This window comes from Enterobacter cloacae complex sp. S3 (genome assembly GCF_014930495.1).
GTDB classification, from domain to species: domain Bacteria; phylum Pseudomonadota; class Gammaproteobacteria; order Enterobacterales; family Enterobacteriaceae; genus Enterobacter; species Enterobacter asburiae_B.
The window spans coordinates 96807-116933 of the sequence record NZ_JADBRD010000028.1 but is presented as its reverse complement, the minus strand read 5'-3'; the positions used below and the strand labels follow the sequence as shown (position 1 = coordinate 116933).

Genomic DNA, 20127 nt, shown 5'->3' with positions numbered 1-20127 from the left:
CATGCCAATTCCGTACCCTGACTGGTTGCCGCTGGCCCAGAAAGGGAAATCACCCACTACCGATACCGGGTTTCGCGTCGACCAGCCGACGGTCGGCGCGCCGGTATTCCAGAAATTAACCGACGATCTGAAGACGTCTGTCTCCCTGACGTGGATATTCACCCAGGACCAGCACCGGGCATTCATGCAGTGGTTGCGCAGCCCTAACTACCTCGATAACTGCAATCAGTGGTTCACGATGCCACTCGGAACCGGGACCGGAGACACCGGCGTCGAGGTGCAGGAATTACACTTTCTCTCCTGGCCGTCATGGTCACAGTCCGGATCTATTTTCACGTGGAGCGGTAATGTCGTTGCTCGCGAGCTGGTTAACTCAGATGACGAGTTTGACGATATCATCATTGAGCTTCCTCCGCCGTGGGCCTCATGGCTGGATATCGTTGTCACTGGCTATCCTGACGGGCGCGACCCGGAGAGCTTACCGAAGGTGCCATAATGCCGACGCTCAGAGAATTTCAGAGCCGAAGGCCAAACCGAATCCTGTACGAAACCATCACGTTTTACAGCCCGGTCTTTGGCTATATTAGGCTCGTTAACAACCAGATTTTCCCAAAAACGCTCGGCGGTCAGGTCTACACACCATGCAGAATGGAGTTAACCGAAAGCCAGCAGAGCAACACGCCGATCCTCGACAGCACCGTCAAATTTGGCCGGCTGGCGCAGGACTTCAAGAAACAGCTCAAACAGTGGAAAGCCTACTCGCGCATCACGCCAATCTCGGCGACGTACCAGCAATTTGACGCAGCCGACATGTCCACGGCCATCAAGTCGTGGACGCTCTACGTCAGCGACTGCTCGATGGACGACAAGGACGTGACGTGCAGCCTGACGCGCGTAAATCCGCTCAATCGTAACGTCGGGCGGCTGTATACTGTCGAAGAATATACGGGGCTCCAGAATGCTTAAAGACGAGTTTATATCCCGTGTGGAGGGCATTCCCTGGAGTAACCGCGCCTGCAGCTTTGACGCTGCTGACTGCTGGGGCCTGGTGGTGCTCTATTACCGCCACGTTCTGGGGATCGAGATTCACCAGACTGTGGATTACGAATCCGGGCGCGACTTCATGACGTGCTATGACTCTGGCGTTGTCTTCTGGCAGCCGGGCGCCACGTTCACTGAGAGCGGGATCTTCGTCGCCTGGGTTGGCAGCCAGCCTGTGCATGTCGGCCTGATTGTTGATGGTCGCGCGCTGCACAGCCGCGGGGAAAATGGACACGTCCGGTTCGACGCTATCCGGACAATACAGAAGCTATTCACCAGAGTGGAGTTTTACACCTATGCCGGTAATCGAGATTCAGCGCGTTCCGGGGATGCCGAAGGACCGGGCGATTGTTAAAGCCGGCACGTTATTTTCCGAGTGGCTTGAGCAGGAAAGTTTTCACCGCGATATTCGCATCAACGTTAACGGCAAAGAACTGCAGCCAGATGATGAGCTGGAGTTTGCACTTCAGGATGACGACCGGGTAATAATTTTCGACCAGCCGAAGAGCGGCGGTCTTGTCGGCACGTTGCTAAACCCGCTCGAGCACCTGAACCCGATCAAGTTCACCCAAAAGGTGTTGTCTTCGCTGATGCCGAAGCCAAACACGAACGCCGGCGGCGGAAACAGTAAGACCTCACCTAATAACAGCCTGAAGGGGCAGACTAACATCGCGCGCAATGGCGAGGCGAAGCCGGACAATTTCGGCCAGGTCCGCTCTTTCCCTGATCTGGCTCAGGAGTCGCTCTTTGAATACATCAGCAACCTGAAATACATCACTGAGCTGATGGTGTTTGGCCTGGGGAAGTACGATGTAACTTCTGTTCGTTTCTCGGAGTCGAATCTTGGTTCTATGGCCGGTGCCAGCTACACCATTTACCAGCCAGGTGATGTCATACCGGTGGTGAATGAGGGATATCAGTTCGACGATGTCGACGGGCAGGAAGTACCAGGCCTGAACGAAAGTGACGATTTCCCGATCGAGACAGCGACAGCAAACACCGTCATCAGTGGCGTTTATGCTGGCGGCCAGATAGCGATGAAAATCGTTAAACAGGCGGACTTCGACTACTTCGCTGACCTGACTTTCCCGCACCCGGTCACGTTCACTATCAACGTGACGTACCCGATCACCGGCGGAACGCGCACGGAAGATGTCACCCTTTCCGGGCGCCTTATAAGCTTTGCGGAGACAAACGATGGATCAGTCGTCAGCCCTGTTTATTATTACACGTTCACGTTCGACAACCTGAATGGACCGTCTATCCCCATTCAGGATGCAACTATTAACACGACGAAGTTCATTCTGAACGATAACGCCGCGCTGATAGTAGGCCCGTTCTTCTCGCCTATACCGTCTAGCCAGCTGTGGCTGCATACTAACTCCGGGCTCGGCGGGAACAGCGAAACGAACTGGGTGGTCAACATCTGGAAGGTCGACAATGACAACAACCTGATACCCGGAACTGAGCAGACGTTTACGTACCGGCAGACTACGCCTCACGACTACATGTCTGAGACGTTTAACCGGACTGACAAACTAACCCCGGTGGCCGGGTTTGGGCGCTATGCGATCACCTTCCAGAGGACCGACAACAGCAGCGATGCGAGCAAGTTGCAGGTAGAAGAGATTCATGCGGTAAACGTCAGGACGAACGTCGTTCACGCTGAAGATTCGCTGGTAATGGTGAAAGTCAGGGCCACCGAGAATGCCTCAAGTGGGCGCGACAGGAAGTATAACGCGCTGATCACCCGCCACGTCATCAGCTACAACATGACGACTCAGCAGGTCGACTACACGCTCAGGCCATCGCGCAAGTTTGCAGATATTGCGCTGTTTAACTGGCTGGTGGTCGGGAAGCAGCCGGAGTCGAGCATTGATATTTACGGTCTGTACCAGATACAGACTCAAATAGACGCTATCGACCCGCGTCTGGGTTATTTCGATTTCACCTTTGACGATGAGGATGTGTCGCTTGGTTCGCGCATGGAGACTATCTGTGACGCCGCCAGCGTATCGGTTTACGACGACAATGGCGTTCTGTCATTCACCAGAGACGGAAAAAAGACCTCTGCGGCCACGATATTCAACCGCTCTAACACCAAACCTGATGGCTACTCGCTCTCCTACGACATGACGCTTCCTGGCGGCTATGACGGCGTAGAGGTGCAGTATCGTAACCCGGACACCAATAAGCAGGACTTTGTCCGGTACCGGATATCCGGAAATTCCATCATTGAAGGATCGCCGGCCAAAGCGAAAAAGTTCGAAATGCTGTACGTCAGGAATCGCTTTCAGGCCGACGAGCGCGCGCTGCGCGAGTGCAAGCGGCTTATCTACTCCCGCATGACCATGCAAATCACCGCAATGGCGGACGGAGAGTGGGTAAACATTGGCGATATGGTTCAGGTGCCGGACACGTACGATACCAACCAGCAGGCCGGTTATATCGTGTCGCGGGCTGGGAATGACTTCGAAACGAGTGAACGAATCAACTTCTCCGGAAGCATGTTTGTGCAGGTCACGGATTCATCCGGCGCCACCACAGCGAGATACCCTGCGTCTCCGCGTGCTGATACAGCGTTCGGCTTTACCGCTGCTATCCCTAATATCGAACTCAACCTGTTTGATGGTTTCGACGTCCAGTCTCCATCTCGGTACGTTATCGCCACCTCACAGGAGCTCGATGCAGGGCAGTGGACTATCACGGCGAAACAACCAGACGGCAAGGGTAGCACTGCATTAACCCTCGCTGAGTATAGCGATCTGATTTACCAATAAGACCCATCCCGATCACCACAACCCGGCCATAGCGCCGGGTTTTTTTATGGAATAAATATGGCTACGCAACCTACTAACATGCCAGTACCAAGCGAATCTCCTCGCGATCTTAAATTTAACGCGGGGAAAATTGATGAGTTTGTAACGTCTGAAAGTCATACATACACTGATCGGTTTGGTGTGCAACACTTGACTATTGCTGGAATAGAATATACCGCCGACCAGGTAATTTCTCAGATTGGGTTTATCCCTTTAAAAAGCTTTCAGATTGGAGCTCCTCTTCCTGGTAACGAAATAACACTGCCAAACCAGGCTTTATTGAATGAAGCAAACGGTGAATACTATCGATGGGATGGCCCTCTCCCTAAATATGTACCAGCAGGTTCAACGCCAGAAACTACAGGGGGAGTAGGGGTTGGTAAGTGGCTGAGTGTTGGTGACTCATCCTTGAGAGGTCAACTCACCTCTCCTGATGGATATGGCATTATTGGGGCCGTTAGTTCTATTTCAGCGCTAAGAGGAATTTCTGGCACCACAAACTTGCAGAGAATCCAGGTCAAATCATACCGGTCTGGCGTTGCTGGTGGTGGAGGTTTATTTTACTGGGATGCAGGGAATTCCAGGGATGATGACAACGGCGTGATAATCAAGCCTACGGCAATTACAGGTTCAGGCCGCTGGGTAAGGGAGTGTGGAGATCTCTACGTAGAATTCTTTGGTGCTTATAATGGAGCGACAGATAACACATCTGCTTTTGCTGATGCTGTTAAAGCTGCCGGAAGCCGTGTTGCTGGTGACGTATATTCGTCTTCGCTAAACCCAGGCATAAGGAAGGTTCTGACCCAGGGAGGTAAGTTCAATGTAACCGGTAACGCATTAATAATCGTTCCTTCTCAGGTTGAAATAGATCTGTGTGGTGCTGAGATCGTTGGTAATAATACAAATACGATCTTTGTGACTGGTGGCTACAACGTGACTAATGGTGTTCTTGAAAGCAACCTTTCGCTTCCTGATGGGACATACCGGATCACAGGAACAAAAATCCACAACGGTATAATCAGAAATGCCGGTCTAGGCTATAACGTGAAGAACTTCGCTGAGCAGAGCGAGATTCATAGCCTGACATTTGTGGATTGCGTGCAGTGTGGCGTTGCTGACTCATCCTGGTATGGCGCTTTCCATACCATGACATCAAGAAACCCAACTGCGCCTAAAACGCATACACAACCCGCTTTCTTGTTCAGTACTTATATTAATTCACAGAACATTCATCACATTAACGTGATTCAGCGCAAGTTGGCTTACCGATTTGACGGCGCTGTCAATGGGCAAAGGCTTGAATTTGTAAATGCTGAAGGATGTGATAAAGGCATTGTTTTCACTGGAGAGGTGATGCCAATTCACATCTATGGGTATTATGAGGATATTACAGATTTAGCAATTGACATGGGTACTGTAATCGGCCATAGAAATATTGTGATAGATGGATTTTTCAACAATGTTAATACATGCTTCTATGGACATACATTGAGCAGTGGTCAGTTTGGGCAGAACAGTTATTTCCATAACTGCAACAAAATATTTGATACTGCTACAGGAAGTCTCAACGGTATTACAGTTAACATTCCACCGGCAAGTGTGTCAGCAAACACGCTTCCAGGTCTTCCGGCTGGGTGGTCATTATCAGGATTTGAGAAAATTTCATTCCCGGTAGTAGCGCTCGATGGGTCGGGTAACTTTATTGCACGTCAGAACTTCACTGGTGGGAAAGTTGATTTGCCTTTCAGTGGAGACCAGGGTGACTCATCAGCAACAATACCGTTCTGCTCACAGGTTAATGAGGGAGTTGCCACAAGAGCTATTTATACGGCTGTCACGTTCAGGCCACACATGATTGTCATCATCAACTTAACTATTGAGGGTCAAAAGGTACGAGGAAGGGTTTATAATGATGCCGTATATCTCGATGGCGCAGTGTCAAATATAACAGTCACGCCATCAAACAATTCAGGTTTTCTTAAATTAACAATTACTGGCTCGGCTCTTCCTGCAAACCCAAACAATATTGTTGGTGTGGTTAGGATGCCATGATGCTAATAGCGGCAGTACGCCGCTATATTTTTTAAAGTCACGCAATAGACATAGCTTGTTTTCTGTTAAGTATATTTCGACCAATGTTAATAAATCTTTTTTCTATAACAAACCAACTGATTGTTCCTGCTGCAATTGCCATAAGAAGACTAGTTAACTGGTTAAATAGCAACCCATGCTCATTGAAGTGCTGTGCTATTATTTGCTGTATTGGGAATCCATAAAGGTATATCCCATATGACATGTCAAAAGGAGGCTTAACCTTTAGCAGCAAACTTGTAGAAGAGATATAAAGGACGCCGTACATAATTGTTGTATAAACTGTAACTTGTGCAATCTCGCTGTTTAGTGAGCTCAGAACGCAAGAAAGTAAGACCATTGACAAGAAGGTTGTCTGGTTTATTGTTATCTTATCTTTATTTATGGAAAAAATAACGCCTAGCGCGAAGCAGGCTGGTAAAAATCTCATCTCTTCATGTCCGTATATGTCATGAAAAATCATGAGCTTTAAATAAACGGCATCCAAAATAATCAAAAAACATATGGCAGATAACAGCTTTTTATTGAATTGCGAGAGTACAAATATTGACAGCATTGTTATGTAGCAGCCAATTTCATAATATATAGACCATAGCGATCCGTTAAATGCTGGAATATTGTTTTTGTCAAACACACCAGGGAATTTCCACCAAAACTCAAGAGTTACAATTCCATAAATGTATTTAGCAAGAGGCGCTCCTGTCGAAAATTCATCTTGAGTTGAAGTTGTGAATGTAAAGGCGTATGCATATCCAAAAATGCAGACAACTATAAGGGCGGGATATATTCTAAAGAACCTGCTTAAAATGAACTCGGAGACGTTTTGTTTAAGCATAAATGAGTTTGCAACGACTAAGCCGCTAATAAAAAAGAATATTTTTACTGCAATGGAACCAGAATAATCAAAGCCAAGCAGTTGCTGGATAATGTCAACCTTTCCAGGCTCTGGTGATATCGCAAATGAATGACCATAAATAACCATGCATGCAGCAAATATTCTAATCAAATCAAGGTTGTTGTTCCCCTTGTTCAGTATGTTTCTAAGTAACATGGTAGACCTTCAGCTGTGTGTTAAAAACTGGCTTTGCTAGTGGCATGCATAGTAACAAACAATTTAAATCATCACCATTAAGAGCACCACTTCTGGCTACTAAGATTTTCACAAATGAGAGCTGTGACTTAAAAGATAATAGTTTTTATTTACGTATACTTAGCGCAATAGCATGTCATTTTGCTTGATCGATGCCACAGATCAATAATACTGTATGCATATACAGTAACTATCGGAGGTGCATCATGGGATTCCCGAGCCCTGCAGCAGACTACGTTGAACAACGCATATCACTAGACCAGCGCATTATTACCAGGCCAGCTGCTACGTACTTCATGCGTGCTGGAGCGACGCATTACCGAGAGGGCATACTTATTGGAGCCTTGCTGGTTGTCGACGCATCGCTTAGCCCATGTGATGGTTCATTGCTGGTTTGCAGAATGGAAGGCGAGCTGAGGATAAATAGGTATCGAAAATCACCCAAGCCTCACCTGGAGGATTTGCAGACAGGAAGGCGTGAAGAGATACCGGCTCACGATGAAGGGGATAGCCCGGATGCGATATTTGGGGTGATCACCTACATCATCAACGATGCGCGTTCTGGTGAGTTTGATGATTGTCCGGTGATGTGATGGGGCATGGGTGGGACACAAAACAGCACTCGCTCTAAGGTGAACTTAGACGACTGATGTTTTCAACGACTCTAACCATCTGTTATGTAGTGCGCTCTTGGACGGTCTTTGTCGATTTTAAAAATTATGGGTTCATATTATACAAATGTAGCAAAAAAAGGTTTTGACCCTGAAAAGATGAACATTCTGCATAGCGCGATTTGCGCAACAGGAATATATTGAAACGTTACTCGACAAACGATGCATAAGGTTTTCTATGACACAACAGCCACAAGCCAAATACCGCCACGACTACCGTGCGCCGGATTACCTGATTAGCGAAATCGATCTGACTTTTGACCTGGATGCAACAAAAACCGTTGTCACGGCGGTGAGCCAGGTGACGCGCCATAGCGCAACTGCGGTGCCGCTGCGTCTGGATGGTGAAGACCTGACGCTGGTCTCCCTGCATATTAATGATGAAGCCTGGTCAGACTATAAAGAAGAAAACAACCAGCTGGTCATCGACAACCTGCCGGAACAGTTTACGCTGCGCATCGTGAATGAAATCAGCCCGGCCGCCAACACCGCGCTGGAAGGGCTTTACCAGTCGGGCGTGGCGCTGTGTACCCAGTGTGAAGCGGAAGGGTTCCGCCACATAACCTGGTATCTCGACCGTCCGGACGTCCTGGCGCGCTTCACCACCAAAATCATCGCCGATAAAACCCTGTATCCCTTCCTGCTCTCTAACGGTAACCGCGTAGGCGAAGGCGAGCTGGAGAATGGCCGTCACTGGGTGCAGTGGCAGGATCCCTTCCCGAAACCGTGCTACCTGTTTGCGCTGGTGGCGGGGGACTTCGACGTGCTGCGCGACACCTTCAAAACGCGCTCAGGCCGCGAGGTGGCGCTGGAGCTGTTTGTTGACCGCGGCAACCTGGACCGCGCGCCGTGGGCGATGACCTCCCTCATCAACTCCATGAAGTGGGACGAGGAGCGCTTCGGCCTCGAATATGACCTCGACATCTATATGATCGTCGCCGTCGATTTCTTCAACATGGGCGCAATGGAGAACAAAGGCCTTAACGTCTTTAACTCCAAATACGTGCTGGCGCGTACCGATACCGCAACGGACAAAGACTACCTCGATATCGAACGCGTTATCGGCCACGAATATTTCCACAACTGGACCGGTAACCGCGTCACCTGCCGCGACTGGTTCCAGCTGAGCCTGAAAGAGGGCCTGACCGTCTTCCGCGATCAGGAATTCAGCTCCGATCTGGGTTCACGCGCGGTGAACCGCATCAACAACGTGCGTACCATGCGTGGCCTGCAGTTTGCGGAAGATGCCAGCCCAATGGCGCACCCGATCCGCCCGGATAAAGTCATCGAGATGAACAACTTCTACACCCTGACGGTGTACGAGAAGGGTGCTGAAATTATCCGCATGATCCACACCCTGCTGGGCGAGGAGAACTTCCAGAAAGGGATGCAGCTGTACTTCGAGCGTCATGACGGCAGCGCGGCCACCTGCGACGATTTTGTGCAGGCGATGGAAGATGCCTCTAATGTCGATCTCTCTCACTTCCGCCGCTGGTACAGCCAGGCCGGTACGCCAATTGTCACCGTCAAAGACGACTACAATCCGGAAACCGAGCAGTACACCCTGACCATCAGCCAGCGCACGCCGCCGACGGCGGAGCAGGAAGAGAAATATCCGCTGCATATTCCGTTCAGCATTGAGCTGTACGATAACGAAGGCAAAGTCATCCCGCTCCAGAAGGGCGGCCACCCGGTACACCACGTGCTGAACGTGACTCAGGCCGAGCAGACCTTTATCTTCGATAACGTCTACTTCCAGCCGGTGCCTGCGCTGCTGTGTGAATTCTCCGCGCCGGTGAAGCTGGAATACAAGTGGAGCGATCAGCAGCTGACGTTCCTGATGCGTCACGCGCGTAACGACTTCTCCCGCTGGGACGCGGCGCAAAGCCTGCTGGCGACCTACATTAAGCTCAACGTAAACCGTCATCAGCAGGGCCAGCCGCTGTCGCTGCCTGTCCATGTGGCTGACGCGTTCCGCGCGATCCTGCTGGATGAGAAGATTGACCCGGCCCTGGCCGCTGAAATTCTGACCCTGCCGTCAGCGACTGAAATCGCCGAGCTGTTTGACATCATCGACCCGATTGCCATCGTGGCGGTGCGTGAAGCGTTGACCCGTACGCTGGCTGCAGAGCTGGCCGATGAGTTCCTGGCTATATATAACGCCAATAAGCTTGATGCTTATCGCGTTGAGCACGCGGACATTGGCAAACGTTCTCTGCGCAATACCTGCCTGCGCTATCTGGCGTTTGGTGAAACCGAGCTGGCGAACACCCTGGTGAGCAAGCAGTACCACGAAGCGGATAACATGACCGACGCCCTGGCCGCGCTGGGTGCAAGCGTTGCCGCTGAACTGCCGTGCCGTGATGCGTTAATGCAGGAGTACGATGACAAGTGGCATCAGGATGGCCTGGTGATGGACAAATGGTTCATCCTGCAGGCGACCAGCCCGGCGGCCGATGCGCTCAGCAACGTGCGCAGCCTGCTGAAGCATCGCTCCTTTACCCTGAGCAACCCAAACCGCGTGCGTTCTCTGATTGGCGCGTTTGCCAGCAGCAACCCAGCCGCGTTCCACGCCGAAGACGGCAGCGGGTATCAGTTCATGGTGGAAATGCTGACCGAGCTGAACAGCCGTAACCCGCAGGTGGCGTCGCGCCTGATTGAGCCGCTGATCCGTCTGAAACGCTACGATGCGAAGCGACAGGCGAAGATGCGTGCCGCGCTTGAGCAGCTGAAAGGGCTGGAAAACCTGTCTGGCGATCTGTACGAGAAGATTGCTAAAGCCTTAGAGTAATAAAAAATTGCCCGGTGGGCAGGTAAAAGCAAAACGGCAACCTCGGTTGCCGTTTTTTGTGTTTTCTCCCCGTGGGAGAGGGCCGGGGTGAGGGCATCAGGCATTAGCCTTGGCTCGCTGTAACTCCGCCCCCCCGCGCTTCATCACCCGATCCAATACCTCAGCTTCCAGCTCCGCCAGCCTTGCCGAGCCCACGCGACGAGGCCGCGGAAGATCCACCGTCAGATCCAGGCCTATTTTCCCGTCCTCAATTAGCAGCACCCGGTCAGCCATCGCGACGGCCTCGCTCACGTCATGCGTCACCAGCAGTACCGTAAAGCCGTGCGCCTGCCACAGGGATCCAATCAAATCCTGCATTTCGATCCGCGTCAGGGCGTCGAGCGCGCCGAGCGGTTCATCAAGCAACAGCAGGCCCGGACGGTGAATCAACGCGCGCGCCAGCGCCACGCGCTGCTTCTGCCCGCCCGAGAGGGCGGCAGGCCATTCACCCGCACGATTTTCCAGCCCAACGGCGGCCAGCGCCTGCCGGGCTTCATCCCGCCAGCTGCCCTTAAGACCGAGCCCGACATTGTCGATAACCGTTTTCCACGGCAGCAGGCGTGCATCCTGAAACATCATGCGGGTATCGTCCTGAATATTCGAAAGCGGCGTCGTTCCTGCCAGAATGTCTCCGCCGTTGGGGGCTTCCAGTCCGGCCAGAAGACGTAGCAGGGTACTCTTGCCGCCGCCGCTGCGCCCGACAACGGCCACAAATTGTCCGGCGGGAATATGCAGATCCAGCCCGTTAAGAATGGTGTTTTCGCCGTAGCGTTTGGTCACGCCGTTCAGCAGTAACGGCGTTCCCTGGTTCAGTCGTGCAGTATTCATGCTTTCGCCTCCTGAAGGGTATAGGCCGGGTTCCAGCGCAGCCAGCTGCGCTCCAGCCACTGGGCGCTGACGTCGGCGAGCTTGCCGAGCAGGGCATACAGAATGATGGCAACCACCACCACGTCCGTTTGCAGGAATTCGCGGGCGTTCATCGCCAGGTAGCCAATACCTGAGTTGGCCGAGATGGTCTCCGCCACAATCAGCGTCAGCCACATCAGACCGAGCGCAAAACGCACCCCGACCATAATGGAGGGCAGGGCGCCAGGCAGGATCACGTGGATAAAGAGAGAAAAACCGGACAAGCCGTAGCTGCGTGCCATCTCCACCAGACCGCGATCGATGTTGCGGATGCCGTGCCAGGTGTTGATGTAAATCGGGAACAGTGTACCCAGCGCCACGAGGAAGATCTTGGCGCTCTCATCAATGCCAAACCACAGGATAACCAGCGGGATCAGCGCCAGATGCGGCACGTTGCGCAGCATCTGAATGGAGGTATCCAGCAGCCGCTCGCCCCAGCGGGAAAGGCCGCTGATCAGGCCCAGAACCAGACCGATGCTGCCGCCGATGGAAAACCCAATCACGGCGCGCCAGGAGCTGATCGCCAGATGCTGCCACAGCTCACCGCTCACGCTCAGCGACCAGAACGCTTCTACGACGCCCTCCGGAGAGGGCAGAATGCGGCTCGACAGCCAGCCGGTGGACGACGCGAGCTGCCAGAGAGCCACAATGCCGACGGGTAAAAACCACGGCGCGGCGCGCAGCAGCCATTTTTGGGAGGTGGCAGACATGGTCGCTCCTTAGCTCTGCGCGGCTTTGCGGGGAATAAACTCGTTCGCCACGGCTTCGCCCTGAAGCTGAAGCCGCTGCGGCTGCGGAATCTCCGGGATGGCGACATCCAGATGCGGGAATAACATCTCGCCCACCTTGTACGCCTCTTCCAGATGCGGATAACCGGAGAGAATAAAGCTGTCGATACCCAGGTCTGCGTATTCATTAATCCGGGCGGCTACGGTCGGTCCGTCGCCGACCAGCGCCGTGCCCGCACCGCCGCGCACCAGGCCAACGCCCGCCCACAGGTTCGGGCTGATCTCCAGGTTCTCGCGCTTGCCGTTGTGCAGGGACGCCATTCGGTGCTGTCCGACGGAGTCGGTTTTCGCAAACGCGGCCTGCGCCCTGGCGATGGTCTCATCGTCCAGGTGGGAGATCAGGCGGTCGGCGGCCTGCCAGGCTTCTTCATTGGTTTCCCGCACAATTACGTGCAGGCGAATGCCGAAGCGCACCTTGCGACCATGGGCGGCCGCCTTAGCGCGTACCTGGGCAATTTTTTCTTTCGCCAGCTCAGGCGGTTCGCCCCAGGTCAGATAGAGATCGACCTGCTCTGCCGCCAGATCCTGGGCTACGTCCGACGATCCGCCAAAATAGAGCGGCGGTCGCGGCTGCTGCACCGGCGGGAAGTAGAGCTTCGCGTCACGAACGTGAATATGCTTGCCTTCAAAGGTGACGGTTTCACCTTCCAGCAGACGTCGCCAGACGCGGGTGAACTCGGCGGAAGCTTCGTAGCGCTCGGTATGGTCGAGGAACACCCCATCGCCCGCCAGCTCCTGCGGATCGCTGCCCGTCACCAGGTTAAACAGGGCGCGGCCGTTGGACAGCCTGTCCAGCGTTGCCGCCTGACGCGCCGCCACGGTGGGGGAGACCACGCTCGGGCGTAAGGCAACCAGGAACTTCAGACGCTGGGTGACCGGGATCATCGACGCGGCGACCAGCCAGGCATCTTCACATGAACGTCCGGTCGGGATCAGCACTCCGGTGAAACCGATTCGGTCCGCCGCCTGCGCAATCTGCTGCAGGTAGCCGTGGTCAACCGGGCGCGAGCCCTCTTCTGTACCAAGATAGTGTCCATCACCGTGGGTGGGTAAAAACCAGAAAAGATTCAGACTCATGATTTAGCTCCTTCTTTGCCTGCGGGCTGCCAGATGCGTTCGCGAATAGTGACCTGTTTTGGCACCAGGTGGTTTTGATAGAAAAGGTCAGCCGTTTGTTGCTGAAGCGCGGCGACGTGCGCGTCCACGGGCGTAATGGTGGTCGGCGGACGGTGGTTGAGATAGCTCGCGATCACCGGCTCAGGTAAGCCCATGGTTTTCGCCAGCAGGGCAATGCTCTCCTGACGCTGGGTCTGGGTCAGCGCATCGGCCTGAGTAAAGGTATCCAGTACGCCCTGGATAAATGCGCCGTTCTTTTCCGCATAAGGACGCGCGGCCAGATAGAACGAGCCGGTCTGCTTCAGCGTGGTACCGTCTTTCAGCACGCGAACGCCGCCCTGCAGCAATGCGGCGGAGTAGTACGGATCCCAGATGGCCCAGGCATCAACGTTCTTCTGCTGGAACGCGGCGCGGGCGTCGGCAGGCGTCAGGTAAACGGGCTGAATGTCAGTGAACTTCAGCCCGGCTTCCTGCAGGGCACGCAGCAGCAGGTTGTGTGAGCTGGAACCTTTCTGGAAAGCCACTTTATGCCCTTTGAGGTCGGCGACGCTTTTAATGTCGCTGTTTTCAGGCACCAGAATCACTTCGGCCTTCGGTTTGGGCGGCTCAACGCCAACATAGACGAGGTCCGCTCCCGCCGCCTGGGCGAATATCGGCGGAATATCACCCGTGCTGCCGAGATCGATACTGCCGACGTTCAGGGCCTCCAGCATTTGCGGGCCAGCCGGGAATTCCACCCAGGAGAATTTGGTGTCCGGGAAGCGTTTTTCCAGCAGCTGGTGGCTTTTCGCCAGCACCATGCTGACGCTGCCTTTCTGATAGCCAATGCGCAAACTTTCCGGAGCCGCTTCTGCGGCATGGGCCAGCGAGCTAAGCGCCATCAGACCTGCCAGTCCGATGCGGGTTAACGTTTTAAACATGTGCGACTCCTTGAGGCTGACCAAACGCCGGGGCCTGGATATCCCGGCGGTGCAGGGCATGCCAGAAGGTTTCCAGGGCAGTATCGAGGCGGGTTTGCAGGTTCGGCGTAAAATGAGGTTTATGTTGATAATCGATAACCTGGGAGTCATCTGCGAAAACGCCGTGGAGGATCTCCTGCGCTTTCAGCGCGTTCAGCACCGGCTTCAGGGCATAATCCACGGCCAGTAAATGGGCAACCGTACCGCCCGTTGCCAGCGGCAGCACGACTTTGCCGTCCAGGGCGCGTTCCGGAAGCAGATCGAGCAGGGTTTTCAGCGCCCCGGAAAAAGAGGCTTTATAAATAGGCGTGGCCACAATTAAGCCGTCAGCGCCGTTAAGCTGCTCGATGAGCGTTTTTAGCGCTGGGCTGTCGAAGCGGGCGTAGAGCAGATCTTCAGGTTCGAAGTTATGCAGGTTCCAGTGGCACACTTCCACATCCAGGGCATTGAGTTTTTCGCGGGCATATTCCAGCAGGGCGCTGGAGCGCGAAGGGAATCGTGGACTTCCGGCCAGGGTAATGACGCGCATACTTCCTCCTTATAACCAATTGTTTGCTTTTATCTAACATTCATAACAATTTTCAGGAGTGTGACACCGCGCGGTTATTCCACTAAATGATTTATCTGCAATTAAAATGCGAAAAAGTGCATAAGAAATAGACGGGGAGGTAAACGATTGCGTTTTACGCTGATTTTTTGCCGCAGGTCAATTCCCTTTCGCGCGTGGATCGCCCATAATCCCCTCCCGGTTTGCACACCGGGAATCCAGGAGAGTTCATGTACTACCCCTTCGTTCGTAAAGCCCTTTTCCAGCTCGACCCTGAGCGCGCTCATGAATTTACATTCCAGCAATTACGTCGTATTACCGGAACGCCGCTGGCCGCTCTGGTGCGTCAGAATGTGCCGGAAAAACCTGTGCAGTGCATGGGTCTGACCTTTAAGAATCCGCTGGGTCTGGCGGCCGGTCTGGACAAAAATGGCGAGTGCATTGATGCCCTGGGCGCGATGGGCTTTGGCTCCATTGAAATCGGTACCGTCACGCCGCGCCCGCAGCCGGGAAATGACAAGCCGCGCCTGTTCCGCCTGGTTGAAGCCGAAGGGCTGATCAACCGCATGGGCTTTAATAACCTCGGTGTTGATCACCTGGTTGAGAACGTAAAAAAAGCCCATTTTGACGGAATATTAGGCATCAATATCGGTAAAAATAAAGACACGCCGGTAGAGCAGGGTAAAGATGACTATCTGATTTGTATGGAAAAAGTCTACGCCTATGCCGGTTATATCGCGGTGAATATTTCTTCACCCAATACTCCGGGTCTGCGTTCCTTACAATATGGCGAAGCGCTGGACGATCTTCTGAGTGCCATTAAAAATAAACAAAATGAACTCCAGACGATCCACCATAAATATGTTCCGGTCGCGGTTAAGATCGCCCCGGATCTTTCTCCTGAAGAATTGATCCAGGTTGCCGACAGTTTGGTTCGCCATAATATTGATGGTGTTATTGCGACCAATACCACTCTCGATCGTTCCCTCGTGCAGGGAATGAAAAACTGTGACGAAGCGGGTGGGTTAAGTGGACGTCCGGTGCAATTAAAAAGCACCGAAATTATTCGCGCCCTGTCTGCGGAATTAAAAGGACGTCTGCCGATTATTGGCGTCGGCGGCATTGACTCAGTGATTGCTGCGCGCGAGAAGATGGCGGCGGGTGCATCACTGGTGCAAATCTATTCCGGCTTTATTTTTAAAGGACCGCCGCTGATTAAAGAAATCGTTACTCATATCTAATCTTTTCTCTTAATCAGACAACCAGGGCTTTATTTCCAGCCCTGGTTGTTTTATATTCCGTCACTGTTGCTTATTTAGTCATTATAGTCTTTTATTAATGGTGTTATAAACGAGGCGGCAAACAGGACATTTTTAGTACAGGACGTTTGGGGACGGGAGAGACACATGCGAATTAAACCTGACGATAACTGGCGCTGGTATTTTTGCGACGAGCATGACCGAATGATGCTCGATTTAGCCAATGGCATGTTGTTTCGTTCTCGTTTTGCCCGCCGAATGTTAACCCCGGATGCATTTTCCCCGTCGGGCTTTTGCGTTGACGATGCGGCGCTTTATTTCTCCTTTGAAGAAAAATGCCGCGATCTGGTGCTCTCTAAAGAGCAGCGTGCCGAGCTGGTATTAAATGCGCTGGTGGCTATCCGCTTCCTGAAACCGCAAATGCCAAAAAGCTGGCATTTTCTTGCGCATGGTATGAGCTGGACCCCGGCAACGGGTGACGCGGCCAGCGTCAATCTGAGCGATACCGCAGAAGAGGTGAGCCTGCTGGTGGTTGAGCCAGGCGAAAATGCTGCGCTCTGCCTGCTGGCGCAGCCCGGCGTAACCATTGCCGGGCGGACGATGCAGCTTGGCGATGCCATTAAAGTGATGAACGACAGGCTGAAGCCGCAGCTGCGCGTAGATTCCTTCAGCCTTGAACAGGCGGTTTAAGCTTCCAGCTGTACGGACGTTTTCGGTATGCAGCTACAGCACAGAATTGTGCCGTCATTTCCAATTGCCGATTTTTTCAGCGCACTGACCTCTCCATCCACCAGCCTGATGCGGCAGCATCCGCAAATGCCTGCGCGACAGGAATAGGGTACGCGAATACCTGCCTGCTCCAGTTGCTCCAGTAATACCTGCTGGTTGTTGCCACGGATGACGTTGCCCTGCCAGTGAATATCTACCGCAGAGGCGGCATTCGTCACAACGTCGACCATTTCTTCTTCCTGACCTGAGCCGTACGCTTTTGCAGGCCCTCGGGCAAGAATTTCTACCTCATCACCGACGCGGATTGCGCCGCTGGAGCGCGGGATCAGGTTCTGGCCGAAATCCACATCGCCGTTATCCTGTGCGGTGCGGAACGACTGCAGCGTCTTCAGCGGTTCGCCGGAAGGGTGCTTCTGGCCTTTCTCAGGGCTCACCGTGGTGAAAATGCAGCGGCTGCAGGGTTTTACGACATCAAAGATGACGCTGCCGATGCGGATCACTTTCCAGGTGTCTTCTTCCCAGGCGTCGGCACCCGTAACCACCAGGTTCGGACGGAACTGTTCCATCTGAACGCTGGCCTTGCAGCGGCCTTGTAAATCACGCAGCGAGGCTTCGTTAGTCAGCAGGAATGGGAAACCATCGGCGAAGGAGAGGGGAACGGCGTCGTGGCGCTTCACGCGACGCGTCGGTTCAGGACCTACCCAGCGCAGCTGCACGTCGCGGGAGAAGAAACCGCTCAGCCAGCGGTTAATTTCATCCGGGGCGATTCGCGCGGTAAAATGATTGCCCCACACTTCCGTTGGCGCATCGACAGGCGCAAAATCAGCAAAGCGAATGACCGCGCTGGAACCGTCCGGCGCGGTAAGGTGCAAACCGTCATGAAGCGGGGAAGGGGTAAAGCGAACCATCTGCGGGAACTGGCGTGCGGTGATGAACGTGCCGTCAGGCTCGGTGACCATAAAAATACGATCGAAGGCGAATCCGCTCATGTCGGCCAGCGCGTGAGAGACGCCGATGCCGCGCATGGATTTCACCGGATGAATAAAAAGCCTGGATAACGTCGCCACTGCACACTCCCACAAATGAAAATAAGCCTTCAACTTTATGACATACACGCCATATTAGCTATAATGCGCGACAATTTTCTAAGAGTAAAAGTGACGATATGAATTCTCTGTTTGCCAGTACGGCCCGTGGGCTGGAAGAGCTGTTAAAAACTGAACTGGAAAGCCTGGGCGCGCAAGAGTGCCAGGTGGTTCAGGGTGGTGTCCATTTTGAGGGCGACACGCGGCTTATTTACCAGAGCCTGATGTGGAGCCGTCTGGCGTCGCGCATCATGCTGCCGATGAAGGAGTGCAAGGTCTATAGCGACCTGGACCTCTATACCGGCGTACAGATGATCGACTGGACAGAGATCTTCACGCCCAATGCCACCTTTGCGGTGCATTTCAACGGCGTGAACGACGAGATCCGCAACAGCCAGTACGGTGCCCTGCGCGTCAAAGACGCCATTGTGGACTGCTTCACGCGTAAAAATAAGGAACGTCCGAACGTCGATCGCGAAAATCCGGATCTGCGTATTAACGTCTGGCTCAACGGTGACACGGCGAGTATTTCTCTCGATCTGAGCGGCGCGGGCCTGCACCTGCGCGGCTACCGCGATCGTACCGGTATGGCGCCAATTAAAGAAACCCTGGCTGCCGCTATTGTGATGCGCTCCGGCTGGCAGCAGGGCACGCCGCTGCTCGATCCGATGTGTGGTTCCGGTACGTTGCTGATTGAAGCGGCCATGCTGGCAACCGATCGCGCGCCGGGCCTGCATCGCGGTCACTGGGGCTTTAAAGGCTGGGCCCAGCACGACGAAGCGCTCTGGAAAGAGGTCAAAGACGACGCGCAGACCCGCGCGCGTAAAGGTCTGGCGGAGTACACCTCCCACTTCTACGGTTCGGACAGCGACCCGCGCGTAATCGAACGCGCGCGCAGCAACGCCCGTCGCGCCGGTATCGGCGAGCTGGTCACCTTCGAGGTGAAAGACGTGGCGAATCTGACCAACCCGCTGCCAAAAGGTCCGTACGGTACCGTGATCAGCAACCCGCCATACGGCGAGCGTCTGGACAGCGAGCCGGCGCTGATTGCCCTGCACAGCCTGCTGGGCCGCAATATGAAGGACTACTTCGGCGGCTGGAACCTGTCGCTGTTTAGCGCCTCGCCGGAGCTGCTGAGCTGCCTGCAGCTGCGTGCCGATCGCCAGTTTAAGGCGAAAAACGGCCCGCTGGACTGCGTGCAGAAAAACTACCATCTTGCGGAGAAAGCGGCGGACAGTAAGCCATCCGGCGTGGCGGAAGATTATGCCAACCGCCTGCGCAAGAACCTGAAAAAATATGAAAAATGGGCGAAGCAGGAAGGGATTGAATGCTACCGCCTGTACGACGCCGACCTGCCGGAGTACAACGTGGCGGTTGACCGCTACGCGGACTGGGTGGTGATTCAGGAATATGCGCCACCGAAAACCATTGATGCGCAAAAAGCGCGTCAGCGCATGCTGGACGTTATCGCGGCCACCATCGCCGTGCTCGGCATTGCGCCGAACAAGCTGGTGCTGAAAACCCGCGAGCGTCAGAAAGGGAAAAATCAGTACCAGAAGATGGGCGAGAAGGGCGACTTCATCGAAGTGGGCGAATACAACGCTCGCCTGTGGGTGAACCTGACAGACTATCTGGATACCGGCCTGTTCCTCGACCACCGTATCGCCCGTCGCATGCTGGGCCAGATGAGCAAGGGCAAAGATTTCCTCAATCTGTTCTCCTATACCGGCAGCGCGAGCGTGCATGCGGGTCTGGGCGGCGCGCGAAGCACCACCACGGTGGATATGTCCCGCACCTATCTGGAGTGGGCGGAGCGCAACCTGCGTCTTAACGGGCTGACCGGACGTCAGCACCGACTGATGCAGGCCGACGTGCTGGGCTGGCTGCGTGATACCGACGAGCAGTTCGATCTGATCTTTATCGATCCGCCGACCTTCTCCAACTCCAAGCGTATGGAGGATAGCTTTGACGTTCAACGCGATCACCTGCGCCTGATGACCGACCTGAAGCGCCTGCTGCGTAAGGGCGGTACCATTATGTTCTCGAACAACAAACGCGGCTTCCGTATGGATCATGACGGCTTAGCAGCCCTGGGACTGAAAGCACAAGAAATCAGCCAAAAAACGCTGTCTCAGGACTTTGCCCGTAACCGTCAAATTCATAACTGCTGGTTGATTACCGCGGCCTGAAAGGAAA

At 53.9% G+C, this 20127-nt stretch carries 17 protein-coding genes; 10 read left to right on the top strand and 7 right to left on the bottom strand.

The genetic code is table 11. From position 1 onward, the window contains the following. Position 1 precedes the first annotated feature (1 nt). The 5 genes from IM317_RS16435 to IM317_RS16415 are packed head-to-tail and all read left to right on the top strand — an operon-like array spanning position 2 to position 5912. Positions 2-496: a hypothetical protein gene (locus IM317_RS16435; RefSeq protein ID WP_193362489.1), complete on the top strand. Its 495-nt coding sequence runs from the start codon at positions 2-4 to the stop codon at positions 494-496. Next, entirely contained in the window at positions 496-966 is a 471-nt protein-coding gene (locus tag IM317_RS16430) for a hypothetical protein (RefSeq protein WP_193362488.1), read from the top strand. The genes IM317_RS16435 and IM317_RS16430 overlap by 1 nt, the downstream gene beginning before the upstream one ends. Continuing rightward, positions 959-1396 carry a peptidoglycan endopeptidase gene (locus IM317_RS16425; RefSeq protein ID WP_193362487.1) on the top strand — a complete coding sequence of 146 codons (438 nt, stop codon included), beginning with the start codon at positions 959-961 and terminating at the stop codon, positions 1394-1396. Before IM317_RS16430 ends, IM317_RS16425 begins: the two co-directional genes overlap by 8 nt. Further along, entirely contained in the window at positions 1338-3821 is a 2484-nt protein-coding gene (locus IM317_RS16420; protein ID WP_193362486.1) for a host specificity factor TipJ family phage tail protein, read from the top strand. The genes IM317_RS16425 and IM317_RS16420 overlap by 59 nt, the downstream gene beginning before the upstream one ends. Positions 3822-3878: 57 nt before the next feature. Continuing rightward, the gene (locus tag IM317_RS16415) at positions 3879-5912 is read left to right on the top strand and encodes a hypothetical protein (RefSeq protein ID WP_193362485.1); all 2034 of its coding nucleotides are present in this window, start codon (positions 3879-3881) and stop codon (positions 5910-5912) included. A 37-nt stretch (positions 5913-5949) separates the two neighbouring features. Here the strand turns inward: IM317_RS16415 and IM317_RS16410 are convergent, their stop codons facing one another. Beyond that, on the bottom strand, positions 5950-7002 hold the full coding sequence (locus IM317_RS16410; protein WP_193362484.1) for an acyltransferase: 1053 nt from the start codon (positions 7000-7002) through the stop codon (positions 5950-5952). Between the two features lie 245 nt (positions 7003-7247). Here IM317_RS16410 and IM317_RS16405 point away from each other — a divergent pair, with 245 nt between their 5' ends. Then, complete coding sequence (locus IM317_RS16405; protein WP_193362483.1) at positions 7248-7634, top strand: S24 family peptidase; 387 nt, start codon at positions 7248-7250, stop codon at positions 7632-7634. Between the two features lie 256 nt (positions 7635-7890). Beyond that, entirely contained in the window at positions 7891-10503 is a 2613-nt protein-coding gene (pepN, locus tag IM317_RS16400; protein WP_033145109.1) for an aminopeptidase N, read from the top strand. Between the two features lie 96 nt (positions 10504-10599). Here pepN and ssuB read toward each other — a convergent pair whose 3' ends face one another. The 5 genes from ssuB to ssuE are packed head-to-tail and all read right to left on the bottom strand — an operon-like array spanning position 10600 to position 14840. Continuing rightward, positions 10600-11370 carry an aliphatic sulfonates ABC transporter ATP-binding protein gene (gene ssuB, locus IM317_RS16395; protein WP_033145110.1) on the bottom strand — a complete coding sequence of 257 codons (771 nt, stop codon included), beginning with the start codon at positions 11368-11370 and terminating at the stop codon, positions 10600-10602. Beyond that, positions 11367-12158, bottom strand: a complete 792-nt coding sequence (ssuC, locus tag IM317_RS16390) for an aliphatic sulfonate ABC transporter permease SsuC (protein WP_023311016.1) — start codon at positions 12156-12158, stop codon at positions 11367-11369. Before ssuC ends, ssuB begins: the two co-directional genes overlap by 4 nt. A 9-nt stretch (positions 12159-12167) precedes the next feature. Next, on the bottom strand, positions 12168-13313 hold the full coding sequence (gene ssuD, locus IM317_RS16385) for an FMNH2-dependent alkanesulfonate monooxygenase (RefSeq protein ID WP_033145111.1): 1146 nt from the start codon (positions 13311-13313) through the stop codon (positions 12168-12170). Next, the gene (locus tag IM317_RS16380) at positions 13310-14272 is read right to left on the bottom strand and encodes a sulfonate ABC transporter substrate-binding protein (RefSeq protein ID WP_033145112.1); all 963 of its coding nucleotides are present in this window, start codon (positions 14270-14272) and stop codon (positions 13310-13312) included. The genes ssuD and IM317_RS16380 overlap by 4 nt, the downstream gene beginning before the upstream one ends. Next, complete coding sequence (ssuE, locus tag IM317_RS16375; RefSeq protein WP_023335146.1) at positions 14265-14840, bottom strand: NADPH-dependent FMN reductase; 576 nt, start codon at positions 14838-14840, stop codon at positions 14265-14267. The genes IM317_RS16380 and ssuE overlap by 8 nt, the downstream gene beginning before the upstream one ends. 248 nt (positions 14841-15088) lie before the next feature. Here ssuE and pyrD point away from each other — a divergent pair, with 248 nt between their 5' ends. Both pyrD and zapC read left to right on the top strand, forming a co-directional pair. Continuing rightward, a complete protein-coding gene (gene pyrD, locus IM317_RS16370; RefSeq protein WP_023311019.1) occupies positions 15089-16099 on the top strand; it encodes a quinone-dependent dihydroorotate dehydrogenase in 1011 nt (336 codons plus the stop codon). Positions 16100-16264: 165 nt separating this feature from the next. After that, entirely contained in the window at positions 16265-16807 is a 543-nt protein-coding gene (gene zapC / locus IM317_RS16365; RefSeq protein ID WP_023311020.1) for a cell division protein ZapC, read from the top strand. Here zapC and IM317_RS16360 read toward each other — a convergent pair. After that, complete coding sequence (locus IM317_RS16360; protein WP_033145113.1) at positions 16804-17913, bottom strand: YcbX family protein; 1110 nt, start codon at positions 17911-17913, stop codon at positions 16804-16806. The genes zapC and IM317_RS16360 overlap by 4 nt on opposite strands. 98 nt (positions 17914-18011) lie before the next feature. Between IM317_RS16360 and rlmKL the strand changes: the two genes are divergently transcribed. Further along, positions 18012-20120 (top strand): bifunctional 23S rRNA (guanine(2069)-N(7))-methyltransferase RlmK/23S rRNA (guanine(2445)-N(2))-methyltransferase RlmL, encoded by a 2109-nt coding sequence (rlmKL, locus tag IM317_RS16355; RefSeq protein ID WP_033145114.1) that lies wholly within the window; start codon positions 18012-18014, stop codon positions 20118-20120. The last annotated feature ends 7 nt before the right edge of the window (positions 20121-20127 follow it).

Bases quoted from the DNA above. Each gene is read 5' to 3' on its own strand.
- IM317_RS16410 (WP_193362484.1), bottom strand. From the start codon at position 7,002: ATGTTACTTAGAAACATACTGAACAAGGGGAACAACAACCTTGATTTG.
- IM317_RS16435 (WP_193362489.1), top strand. From the start codon at position 2: ATGCCAATTCCGTACCCTGACTGGTTGCCGCTGGCCCAGAAAGGGAAA.
- IM317_RS16430 (WP_193362488.1), top strand. From the start codon at position 496: ATGCCGACGCTCAGAGAATTTCAGAGCCGAAGGCCAAACCGAATCCTG.
- pyrD (WP_023311019.1), top strand. From the start codon at position 15,089: ATGTACTACCCCTTCGTTCGTAAAGCCCTTTTCCAGCTCGACCCTGAG.
- rlmKL (WP_033145114.1), top strand. From the start codon at position 18,012: ATGAATTCTCTGTTTGCCAGTACGGCCCGTGGGCTGGAAGAGCTGTTA.
- ssuB (WP_033145110.1), bottom strand. From the start codon at position 11,370: ATGAATACTGCACGACTGAACCAGGGAACGCCGTTACTGCTGAACGGC.
- ssuC (WP_023311016.1), bottom strand. From the start codon at position 12,158: ATGTCTGCCACCTCCCAAAAATGGCTGCTGCGCGCCGCGCCGTGGTTT.
- zapC (WP_023311020.1), top strand. From the start codon at position 16,265: ATGCGAATTAAACCTGACGATAACTGGCGCTGGTATTTTTGCGACGAG.
- IM317_RS16380 (WP_033145112.1), bottom strand. From the start codon at position 14,272: ATGTTTAAAACGTTAACCCGCATCGGACTGGCAGGTCTGATGGCGCTT.
- IM317_RS16420 (WP_193362486.1), top strand. From the start codon at position 1,338: ATGCCGGTAATCGAGATTCAGCGCGTTCCGGGGATGCCGAAGGACCGG.
- ssuD (WP_033145111.1), bottom strand. From the start codon at position 13,313: ATGAGTCTGAATCTTTTCTGGTTTTTACCCACCCACGGTGATGGACAC.
- IM317_RS16415 (WP_193362485.1), top strand. From the start codon at position 3,879: ATGGCTACGCAACCTACTAACATGCCAGTACCAAGCGAATCTCCTCGC.
- ssuE (WP_023335146.1), bottom strand. From the start codon at position 14,840: ATGCGCGTCATTACCCTGGCCGGAAGTCCACGATTCCCTTCGCGCTCC.
- IM317_RS16405 (WP_193362483.1), top strand. From the start codon at position 7,248: ATGGGATTCCCGAGCCCTGCAGCAGACTACGTTGAACAACGCATATCA.
- pepN (WP_033145109.1), top strand. From the start codon at position 7,891: ATGACACAACAGCCACAAGCCAAATACCGCCACGACTACCGTGCGCCG.
- IM317_RS16425 (WP_193362487.1), top strand. From the start codon at position 959: ATGCTTAAAGACGAGTTTATATCCCGTGTGGAGGGCATTCCCTGGAGT.